The organism is Bradyrhizobium sp. AC87j1 (assembly GCF_002936975.1).
In the GTDB taxonomy this organism is placed as follows: Bacteria; Pseudomonadota; Alphaproteobacteria; order Rhizobiales; family Xanthobacteraceae; genus Bradyrhizobium; species Bradyrhizobium shewense.
This window is the reverse complement of sequence record NZ_PTFE01000166.1, coordinates 1-9,730: the sequence shown is the minus strand read 5'-3', so window position 1 is coordinate 9,730 and position 9,730 is coordinate 1. Positions and strand designations below refer to the sequence as shown.

Below are 9,730 nucleotides of genomic sequence, written 5' to 3'. Positions count from 1 at the left end.
TGGAACAACGGACGGGGCGCCGCGCTGAGGTACGGGCTTCAAAGCCCTTGGATGAAGCGGTCTCCCGTCCGTTACCGCACCGGACACTCTATCCGATCCAGCGATTCGAGACTTACAAGGATGACGGAGAGAGTAAGTGGACTAATACGTAATCTTCGGCGGCAGCTTCTTCGCCTTGGCGATGATGTCGCCGACCGACTTCTCCGAAGGCAGGATGCGCAGCAGCTTCTTCTTCTCGTTGGCGTCCCGCATGCTCTGGGCGAGCCTTGCCGGATTCCGATAGGCGAGCTCGCGCACGGTGGTGACGCCGGCGGCGCGGACCAGGCCGACCTTGGCCCGGCCCATGCCGGGGATACGCATGTAGTCGGAGACGTTGGCCCATTCCAGCAGCAGCTGCTCGCTGATGCCGGTCTTGGCGGAAAGCGCCTTGCGGCCCTTCACCGTGCCCGCCGCCTCGAGCAGCCCGTCGGTGGTGCGGATACCCTGCGCCTTCAACTTGTTGGCGGCAAAGACCGACAGGCCCTCAATCTCGGAGATCGGATATGTCATGATACTCGATATGAATTGCCAAAGCTTCAGGCGAACTGGCTGAGGCCCGGCGTCCCCGCAACGATCTTGCCCATCTGATCTGCTCCGATTTTGTCTCGGCCGAAGCGGAAAAGTTCACGGGCGACGTTTTGAATCTCCGACATGCCGAGCCCCAGGCCCATCAGGCGCGTGCCGACCGCCATCAGGCCGCCGCCCATCAGCCGCGACAGTCCGCCGCCGCTCCTGGATGCCTCGATCGCAGCTTCCGCTCCGGGGATCTGGTCGATCAGGGCCTGCACGCTGTCGGAAGGACCCTCGTTGCGGAGGAAGCCCAGGATGATGCCGACGGTCTTTTCAGCGACAGCACTATCTATGCTGGCGTTTGTCGCCAGCCGCCCGATCAGCTCGTCCATAAGGCCCGCCCCTCAGCCGGTTTGCTTGCCGGAGTATTTCTTTCGAAAATGATCTTGAGCCGGTGTGATGTGAAATTCAAGCGATGAACGCACGCGCCGTCGCGATTCACCTTCGAACGCGCGAAAGGTGTTGCAGCGGTGCAAGAGCGGAGATGGAATCGGCGAAAAATTGCCGCGTTGCGAACGCCTCGTTCCTACTTTCGGCTGATGTCGTCCGTCTGTTTCCGACAATGTCGCATGTTCGGCCGCGTTGAACCGTTTTAATCGGCGCGCAACATGCGTTAAACTACGGAACTGGTGCATTTGAGTTTCAATAGGCGAAACCCGGCAGAGAGATCAGAGAGAATAATGACCGCACAGGACAGCAAGCTCGGCGATACCGACGACAAGATCTTCGTCGGCAAGGGAGACGAGCAGGCATGGCTGACGCTGGCGCTCGCCAATCGCCACGGCCTCGTCACCGGTGCAACCGGAACCGGCAAGACCGTGACGCTGCAGGTGATGGCGGAAGGATTTGCGCGCGCCGGTGTTCCGGTCTTCGCGGCGGACATCAAGGGCGACCTCTCCGGCATCTCCGAGGTTGGCGAGGCCAAAGACTTCATCCTCAAGCGCGCCTCCGAAATGGGCCTGAATTTCCAGCCCGACCAGTTCTCGACGGTGTTCTGGGACGTGTTCGGCGAGCAGGGCCATCCGGTGCGCGCGACCGTCACGGAAATGGGGCCGCTTCTGCTCGCGCGCATGCTCGACCTCAACGACGTGCAGGAAGGCGTGCTCAACGTCGCCTTCCGCGTCGCTGACGACAACGGGCTGACCCTGATCGACATGAAGGATCTGCGCGCACTGCTCGACGCCATCGTGCCCGATAGCGCCAAGAAGGGGGCGGACGCGGCGGAGGATCCGCTCGCCGCCATCCGCAAGGCCGCGCAGGGGTTCGGCAACGTCACCAAGGCCACCGTCGGCACCATCCAGCGCCAGTTGCTGGTGCTGGAGAACCAGGGCGGCACCAAATTCTTCGGCGAGCCGGCACTGAACCTGAAGGACTTCATGAAGACCGACCGCGACGGCCGCGGCATGGTCAACATCCTGGTCGCCGACAAGCTGCTGCAGAACCCCAGGCTTTACGCGACATTCCTGCTGTGGATGTTGTCGGAGCTGTTCGAGGAGCTGCCCGAGGCCGGCGATCTGCCCAAGCCGAAGCTCGTGTTCTTCTTCGACGAGGCGCATCTGCTGTTCAACGATGCGCCCAAGGCGCTGATGGACAAGATCGAGCAGGTCGTCCGCCTGATCCGCTCCAAGGGCGTCGGCGTCTACTTCGTGACGCAAAACCCGGTCGACGTCCCTGACCGCGTGCTCGGACAGCTCGGCAACCGGGTGCAGCACGCACTGCGCGCCTTCACCCCGCGGGACCAGAAGGCGGTCGCCGCTGCGGCCCAGACCTTCCGGCCCAACCCGAAGCTCGACACCGCCAAGGTGATCATGGAGCTCGGCAAGGGCGAGGCGCTGGTGTCCTTCCTCGAGGGCAACGGCACGCCGGCGATGGTCGAGCGGGTGATGATCCGGCCGCCGTCGGCTCGCATCGGGCCGATCACGCCGGACGAGCGCAAGGCGATCATGGCCGCAAGCCCGGTGAAGGGTAAATACGACACCGCGGTCGATGAAGAGTCCGCTTACGAGATGATCCAGAAGCGCATTGCCGGCACGGCGGCCACCGCGGACGGCCCGGTTGGCGGAAATGGCGGCGGCCTTCTCGGCCAGATCGGCTCGATCGTCGGCACCATCTTCGGCACCAACGTCAAGCGCGGCCGCCTGTCGACCGGCCAGGTCATTGCGCGGGACGTGACGCGATCGGTCACCAACCAGGTGATCGGCGGGATGGCCGCCAATATCGGCAAGTCGGTCGGCGGCCAGCTCGGCGGCTCGATCGGCCGCACGCTGGTCCGCGGCGCGCTCGGCGGATTGCTGCGGCGGTAGGCAAAGCGCTTCGGGCAATTCCGCTTGCCCCCAAAAGGTCGTCATGCCCGAGCTTGTCCCGGGCATCCACGCTCTCAATGCTGCGACAAGGTCGTGGATGGCCGGGACAAGCCCGGCCATGACGCTGTGGAAGCTCGAACTCAGTCACCCAACGTGCCGTTGCCGGAGACCATCACCCTACAATTTCAGGTGAGGGACTCTCCAAGCGTGCGCCGGTCTGCTACGTCCTGTTCGCCGCCGCACAGGACCACTCCGTGACCCCGCCCGCCCCGTTAGCCAAGCCTGACGCGCCCCGACACCTGTCGCTGCGCGCGCCGCTGGACCTGCTGTTTCTGTTCTGCTGCGTCCTGCTCACCGCCGACGTGCTCGTTCCCGAGATCTTCGGCAGCGGCAAGACCAAGGATTACCCGCTGTGGTTCTGGGCCGGGCAGCAGGTCCTGCAGGGTGAGCCACTCTATCCCGCCACCGCCGTCGAGTATTTCGAGTTCATCTATCCGCCGCTGCCGGCGATCCTGCTGGGGATCCCGAGCTGGTTCGGCAAGATCCCGCTCTATGTCGTCCTGTCGATCCTGAACGCCGCGGCGTGGTGGTACACCGGGACGTTCTCCCAGGTCATGGCTGGCTCGGGGCGCAGCCCCGGCCGCTGGCTCGAGGCGCTGCCCGCCGTCGTCACCGTGCCCTTCGTGTTCGACATGTTCGACCTCGGCCAGCCGAACCTCGTCCTGCTGGCCATGATGCTCTACGGCTTCTGGAGCTTGCGACACCAACGTCCTTTGCTTGCAGGCTTCATGTTCGCGCTCGCCGCTGCCATCAAGGTGTTTCCGATCGCGGTCCTGCCGTATCTGGTCTGGCGGCGGAAATGGGCGGCCGCCGCCGCCACGGTCGCCTTCACCGGTATCCTGCTCTATGTCGTGCCGGCGCCGATCCGCGGCTTCGAGCGCAACGCGGCCGAGCTTGCGACCTGGTATCAGGGCATGGTCGGAACGAGCTCGGAAAAGGGCTTTGGCCAGCGTGACGAGCAGAACTGGTCGTGGGTCAACCAGTCCCTCATCGCCGTCACGCACCGCCTGGTCCGCCCGATCAACTTCAATCTGGAGGATCCCGGCAAGCCGCCGCGCACGATGAACATCATCGACGTCGACTACAGGACGGCGAACTGGATCGTGCTGGTGCTGTCGGCCTTGCTCGGGCTCGGCTTCGTCGCGATCATGCCGCAGCAAGCACGGCGAACGGCGCGCTCGGATGCGGAGGAGCTCGCCATCCTGTTCTGCCTGATCACGGTGGCCTCGCCTTTGGCACGGCAATACTACTTCATGTGGCTGTTCTTCCCGATGACGGTGCTGATGCATCGCGCCGCCTTCGACGAGCGGGCGAATGTGCGTCTCGGAACCTGGCTCGCGCTCGGCGCGGCCGGCATTCTCATGCTGCTGGCGCTGCCGTGGTTTCCAACTGTCCTCCAGGCCTGGGGCAACAACCTCCTCGCGACCGCCGTTCTTGCAGGTAGTCTTGCATGGCACATCCGGCATCCGCCCGTTGCGGCTGGCTCCGAGCCTGCGACGGCGCTAAAACCCGGTACCTCTTGAGACTCGAACGTCAGGACCCACAACCATGGCCAATGCGCAGCTTCAATCCGTGCTCGACCACATCGACAAGGATTTCGACAACAGCCTCGAGCGCCTGTTCGCGCTGCTCCGGATCAAGTCGATCTCCGCCGATCCCGCCTTCGCCGGGGATTGCAAGGCGGCTGCCGAGCATCTCGCCAAGGACATCGCGAGCCTCGGCGTCGCCACTGAAGTGAGGCCGACCGCGGGCCATCCCGCCATCGTCGGCAAGACCGGGGCCGGCGGACGGCCGCATGTGATCTTTTACGGCCATTACGACGTACAGCCGGTCGACCCGCTCGATCTCTGGCACCGTCCGCCGTTCGAGCCCGTCGTCACCGACCATGCCGACGGCCGCAAGATCATCGTCGCGCGCGGCGCCGAGGACGACAAGGGCCAAGTGATGACGTTCGTCGAGGCCTGCCGCGCCTGGAAGAAGGTGACGGGCTCGCTGCCCGTCGACATCACCTTCCTGATCGAAGGCGAGGAGGAGGTCGGCTCGAAGAACTTCGTGCCCTTCATCGAGGCCAACAAGGACGAACTCAAAGCCGACTACGTGCTGGTCTGCGACACCGGCATGTGGGACCGCAACACGCCGGCGATCACGACCTCACTGCGCGGCCTGCTCTATGAAGAGCTGAAGATCACCGCCGCCAATCGCGACCTGCATTCCGGCGTGTTCGGCGGCAGCGCGATGAACCCGATCCGGGTGCTCACCAAAATTCTGGGCGGCCTGTTCGACGACGACAACCGCATCACCATTCCCGGCTTCTATGACGGCGTGAAGGATCTGCCGCCCGATATCCTGGAGCAGTGGAAGAAGCTCAATCTGACGCCGGAGATGTTCCTCAAGCCGATCGGCCTGTCGATCCCGGCCGGCGAGAAGGGGCGCCTCCTGATCGAGCAGGCCTCATCGCGCCCGACCTGCGACGTCAACGGCATCTGGGGCGGCTATATCGGCGAGGGCTCCAAGACGGTGATCCCGTCGCATGCTTCAGCCAAGGTCTCGTTCCGCCTGGTCGAAGGGCAGGACCCGCAAAAGATCCGCAAAGCCTTCCGCGACTACGTGACGGCGCGCATTCCCGGCGACTGCAAGGTCGAGTTCGGCGACCATTCCGCCGCGCCCGCCGTCGCGCTCGACTGGAACATGAAGCCGCTTGCCGCTGCCAGCAAGGCGCTGACGGAGGAATGGGGCAAGGAGACCGTGCTGATGGGCTCCGGCGCCTCGATCCCGATCGTCGCCGATTTCAAGCGCACGCTTGGCCTGGACTCGCTGCTGGTCGGCTTCGGCCTCGACGACGACAACATCCACTCGCCGAACGAGAAGTACGATCTTCGCAGCTTCCAGAAAGGCATCCGCTCCTGGGCCCGCATCCTCGCGGCGCTGGCGGAGGTGAAGTAGCGCGAGCTGCCGTAGGGTGGGCAAAGGCGCAAAGCGCCGTGCCCACCATCTCTAAGTAATTGCGAAAGAACGTGGGCACGCTGCGCTTTGCCCACCCTACGGCTCTGCTGTCGTGGCGACCACCGCCCCAAAATAAAAACGCCGCCCGGAATTGGGCAGCGTTTCATTCCAAAAGGCGTAGAGGTTAGTTGGGCGCTACCCTACACCAAATCCCGAAAATTTCAAGACCGGTAGCCCGGAAGCTCGCGGTCGAGCTTGCGCAGCAGCGGCGGCCACACGAGGTTGGTGGCGCGCAGCTCGGCGCGGTCGCGGTTGGCGAGCAGCTCGGTGTTCTTGTCGATCGCAATCTCCTCGACCGGATAGACCGGCGTGCCGAGCGCGCGCGTGCGCACCTGCATCGAGCAGGCGCGCTCGAGGTGGTACATGCGCTCGAAGGCGGAGGCGACCGAGCGGCCGACCGTGAGCGTGCCGTGATTGCGCAGCAGCATGTGGTTGTGGTCGCCGAGATCCTTCTGCAGTCGCGGCCGTTCGTCGTGATCGAGCGCGATGCCTTCATAGTCGTGATAGGCGAGGTCGTGGGTGACGAGCTGGGCGGTCTGGTTCAGCGGCAACAGGCCTTCTGCGCTGCTCGACACCGCGGTGCCGTCGAGGGTGTGGAGATGCAGCACGCAGATCGCGTCCTCGCGCACCTCGTGGATCGCCGAATGGATGGTGAAGCCAGCGGGGTTGACGCTGTATTCGCTCTCGGAGAGCTGGTTGCCGTGCAAATCGACCTTGACGAGGCTCGAGGCCGTGATCTCGTCGAACATCAGCCCATAGGGATTGATGAGAAAATGATGGTCGGGGCCGGGCACGCGCGCGGAGATGTGGGTGTCGACCAGATCGTCCCAGCCGTACAGCGCGACAAGGCGGTAGCAGGCGGCGAGATTGACCCGTTGCTGCCACTCGGCCTCCGTCATATCAGACGGCACTTCCTTCAGACGCGCTTCCGCTGGCGACATGGCTGATCTCTCCGAACATCGTTGTTGCGGGGAGGGAGCGTAGTACCGCTCGTGGCAAGCAGCAAGGCGCGACAAGCGCGCGGCAGTCAAGCGTAGCCCGCATGAGCGGAGCGGAATGCGGGGCCTTGCGAGAGGTCCCGGATTTCGCTGCGCTCCATCCGGGCTACGAGAGAGAAAATTATTACGGCGCCGGGATCGACAGCAGGCTGGAAATGCTCCGGCCGCGGATGTCGTAGACGCGGGCGAATACCACGTCGTCGCGCTTGATCTCGACCATCACGGGCGCGGTCAGGCCCTTGCAGTAGAACTCGCCGAGCGTCATCGCGAAATCGGCCGCGTTGGAATCCCAGCCGATGGTGAAGTCGGGCCCGAGCGCGACCTGGGCGGGGCGCTGCGGACCGCAGACCGCGACCTTCCATTTGCGATTGGTCGGCGGCACTTCCTGGCGCTCGACGATCTGCTCGCGCAGCTCATCCGAGGCCTGCTTCAGCGCGAGACCCCAGTAGTCCAGCATGAAGCGGTCGTCGGCGCCGCGGACGGTGCCGGCGATGTGGTTGAAGTGGGTGTACTGATAGGGATGCAGCCGGATCATCTCGGCGAGCGAGAGCGCAAGGCCAAAGCAAAACGTGGCGAGCACGACCGGCTGCCAGGTGCGGTGATTGGCGCGCAGGCGCTCCATGGCCCAGGCGAAGGCGACGCCGCCGAGCACCGCCATCGGCGGGATTACGAACACGAAATGGCGGATGCCGTTGTACAGCGCCGGCCGCTTCACCATCGCGATCGCGAGCGGCAGGGTTGCGGCGAGCGTCAGCATCAGCATGATGGTCTTGCGCCGCGCCGGAACCTCGCTTCGCGGCAGCATCGCGAAGGTGCTGACCACGGCGCCGGCCATCAGCACCAGCATCACCTCGGGCAGCTGCAGCGCGAACAGCGTCGGCAGATAGGACCAGGGCATGTCCGGCACGGACACGATCGCGCCGTCGAACATCTCCTTCCACGGCTTCTCGAAGAAATGCGAGAAGTAGGTCAGCGCCTCGAACGGATTGCCGGGCTCCATGATCGACCACGGCCAGATCAGGCCCATCACGAGGTAGCCGAACGCCAGGCCGGGCAGCAGCACATAGACGACATGGGCGAAGCGGCGGACCGACTCGCGCAGGCCCTCGCTGCGCAATTCCTCCAGGAACAGCGGGACGAAGCCGAGCACGGCGTAGACCAGCGCGAGCCCGCCGAGAACGCGGCAGCCAAGCGAAAGGCCGGCACCCAGGCCGACGATCAGGATCGTGCGCGGCGACGGCTTGGGATATTCCTCGGCGAGCCGGACCAGGCCGAGCATCAGGATGATCATGGCCACCGCGAAGGGCGCATCCTTCGGATTCATGAACATGTGGCCGTAGAAGATCGGGCACAGCGCGAGCAGCAGCAGCGAGGCAAGACCGGCAAGGGGCCCGCCGATGCGGCGGCCGAGCCGCCACGTCACCGCAAGTCCGACCACGCCGACAATGGCGCCGACCAGACGTCGCGTCTCGAACAGCTCGAGCGGAATGATTTTGTGCAGGAGGGCCGCGACCATGTCGAAGCCGCCGCCATACATGTAGAGATTGGCGAAGGAGAGCGCCGCGGTGTCCTTGAAGCCGGAACCGAACATGCGCAGCAGCAAATCGGCATATTCAGCGTGGGTGTAGTCGTCCCAGCCGAGGCCATAGTCGCGGAACGTCAGGCCTGCAATGACCGCGACCGCGGCCAGCACCAGCATGGCGAGATCGTCGCAAGTCCGTTCGACCGAGCGCCGTAGAGGCGTGTCGATCGCCGAAGTCGTGATGGATGTCATGGCTATCGGTGCCCCGGAATCCCCTCTTGGCCCTGCTGGTGCGCGCGGGCCTGCTCCCCGGACTCCCTATAGCGCAGTTCCATTACCAAGTAATTGGGCATTATGGCTAAATTCCTGATGCGACGCAGCAATTCCGGTTACTTGAGAGCAGTCTAAGCAGTAGCGAGCCGTAGCTGAAGGGAATGTGAATAAGTCCCTGATTTCCTTCCCTTTAGGAACGCTACCGACGATTCCTCGTTGGCGTGGAACACCGGATGACGGTATCGTGGCGTAGCGGTTGTCGCGTGTGGATGGCGACCGGGGGTGAGTTCGATGAATCTGGCATTGTTGATCGCGGGGATTTTCGCCGTCGTGGCGGGCTTCCTTTCGATCCTGTTTGGCTTCTCCGTCAGGGAGTTCAGCCTCGGCAGCCCCCTCATAATCTCGGGCACGATCGCCGTCTGCTCCGGATTGTTACTGGGCGGCCTCTATGTCGTGGTCACGGAACTGAAGGGCCTCGCGCGCCGGCTGGCCGGTGCGCCGTCCGAGGTTCGGGTCAGGCCCGTGCTGCCGGGCCTCGCCGCATCAAGCGCCGCTGCGCCCGAGCCGTTGCCTGCCGTTGCGGCGACAAGGATCGAGCCGCCGCCGCCACCCGCCGCAGGCCCGCCGCCGTGGCAGAGCGAAGCCGCCGCGCGCGAGCGTCCGCGTGTCGAGACGCCGCCGGTGCCGGAAGCTCCAACGCCGCCCGCGGCTCCGGAAGCGCCGCGCCGGCGCAACCTGTTGTTCGCCTCGACCTCGCGCAAGGAGCGGGAGCGCGCGGAGGCGAAGACCATTGAGGACGCGCCGCCGCAGCTACCTGCGGAGCCCGCTGAGGCCCTGGATATTCCGCCTGCAAGCTTTGACGATGCCTGGCCGAAGCCGGACCGCATGCGTCCGCCGGAGCCACCGGCCGCCTTGCGCCGGCCGCCGCCGCGCTCGCCATCGACCTTTGCGGAGGCCGCTCC

Annotated in this window: 9 protein-coding genes; 4 read left to right on the top strand and 5 right to left on the bottom strand. The window is 64.8% G+C overall.

The features are described from left to right. Positions 1–141: 141 nt before the first annotated feature. Genes CV770_RS39385 through CV770_RS41930 form a run of 3 tightly spaced genes read right to left on the bottom strand, consistent with a single transcriptional unit; the run spans position 142 to position 1,244 of the window. Positions 142–549, bottom strand: coding sequence for a DUF4332 domain-containing protein (locus tag CV770_RS39385; protein WP_028142940.1), 408 nt, complete (start codon positions 547–549; stop codon positions 142–144). Between the two features lie 26 nt (positions 550–575). Continuing rightward, positions 576–941 (bottom strand): hypothetical protein, encoded by a 366-nt coding sequence (locus CV770_RS39380; protein WP_104466143.1) that lies wholly within the window; start codon positions 939–941, stop codon positions 576–578. 12 nt (positions 942–953) lie between these two features. Next, the gene (locus CV770_RS41930; protein WP_146101448.1) at positions 954–1,244 is read right to left on the bottom strand and encodes a hypothetical protein; all 291 of its coding nucleotides are present in this window, start codon (positions 1,242–1,244) and stop codon (positions 954–956) included. A 45-nt stretch (positions 1,245–1,289) separates the two neighbouring features. Between CV770_RS41930 and CV770_RS39375 the strand changes: the two genes are divergently transcribed. The 3 genes from CV770_RS39375 (at position 1,290) to CV770_RS39365 (ending at position 5,915) form a co-directional block, all read left to right on the top strand. Then, complete coding sequence (locus CV770_RS39375; RefSeq protein ID WP_104466142.1) at positions 1,290–2,912, top strand: helicase HerA-like domain-containing protein; 1,623 nt, start codon at positions 1,290–1,292, stop codon at positions 2,910–2,912. 254 nt (positions 2,913–3,166) lie between these two features. Continuing rightward, positions 3,167–4,495, top strand: a complete 1,329-nt coding sequence (locus tag CV770_RS39370; protein WP_201760243.1) for a glycosyltransferase family 87 protein — start codon at positions 3,167–3,169, stop codon at positions 4,493–4,495. Between the two features lie 25 nt (positions 4,496–4,520). Next, positions 4,521–5,915 (top strand): M20/M25/M40 family metallo-hydrolase, encoded by a 1,395-nt coding sequence (locus CV770_RS39365; RefSeq protein WP_091953233.1) that lies wholly within the window; start codon positions 4,521–4,523, stop codon positions 5,913–5,915. Positions 5,916–6,136: 221 nt separating this feature from the next. On the opposite strand, the gene CV770_RS39360 is transcribed toward CV770_RS39365, so the two are convergent. After that, positions 6,137–6,916, bottom strand: coding sequence for a class II aldolase/adducin family protein (locus CV770_RS39360; protein ID WP_104466140.1), 780 nt, complete (start codon positions 6,914–6,916; stop codon positions 6,137–6,139). A 181-nt stretch (positions 6,917–7,097) separates the two neighbouring features. Beyond that, entirely contained in the window at positions 7,098–8,747 is a 1,650-nt protein-coding gene (locus CV770_RS39355; RefSeq protein ID WP_091953227.1) for a glycosyltransferase family 39 protein, read from the bottom strand. A gap of 312 nt (positions 8,748–9,059) precedes the next feature. On the opposite strand from CV770_RS39355, the gene CV770_RS39350 reads away from it, so the two are divergent. Next, the coding region (locus CV770_RS39350; RefSeq protein ID WP_104466144.1) for a hypothetical protein at positions 9,060–9,730 on the top strand (671 nt) is incomplete at its 3' end.

Coding starts and splice junctions, on each gene's coding strand:
- CV770_RS39385 (WP_028142940.1), bottom strand. CDS start 549: ATGACATATCCGATCTCCGAGATTGAGGGCCTGTCGGTCTTTGCCGCC.
- CV770_RS39380 (WP_104466143.1), bottom strand. CDS start 941: ATGGACGAGCTGATCGGGCGGCTGGCGACAAACGCCAGCATAGATAGT.
- CV770_RS41930 (WP_146101448.1), bottom strand. CDS start 1,244: ATGCACCAGTTCCGTAGTTTAACGCATGTTGCGCGCCGATTAAAACGG.
- CV770_RS39375 (WP_104466142.1), top strand. CDS start 1,290: ATGACCGCACAGGACAGCAAGCTCGGCGATACCGACGACAAGATCTTC.
- CV770_RS39365 (WP_091953233.1), top strand. CDS start 4,521: ATGGCCAATGCGCAGCTTCAATCCGTGCTCGACCACATCGACAAGGAT.
- CV770_RS39360 (WP_104466140.1), bottom strand. CDS start 6,916: ATGTCGCCAGCGGAAGCGCGTCTGAAGGAAGTGCCGTCTGATATGACG.
- CV770_RS39355 (WP_091953227.1), bottom strand. CDS start 8,747: ATGACATCCATCACGACTTCGGCGATCGACACGCCTCTACGGCGCTCG.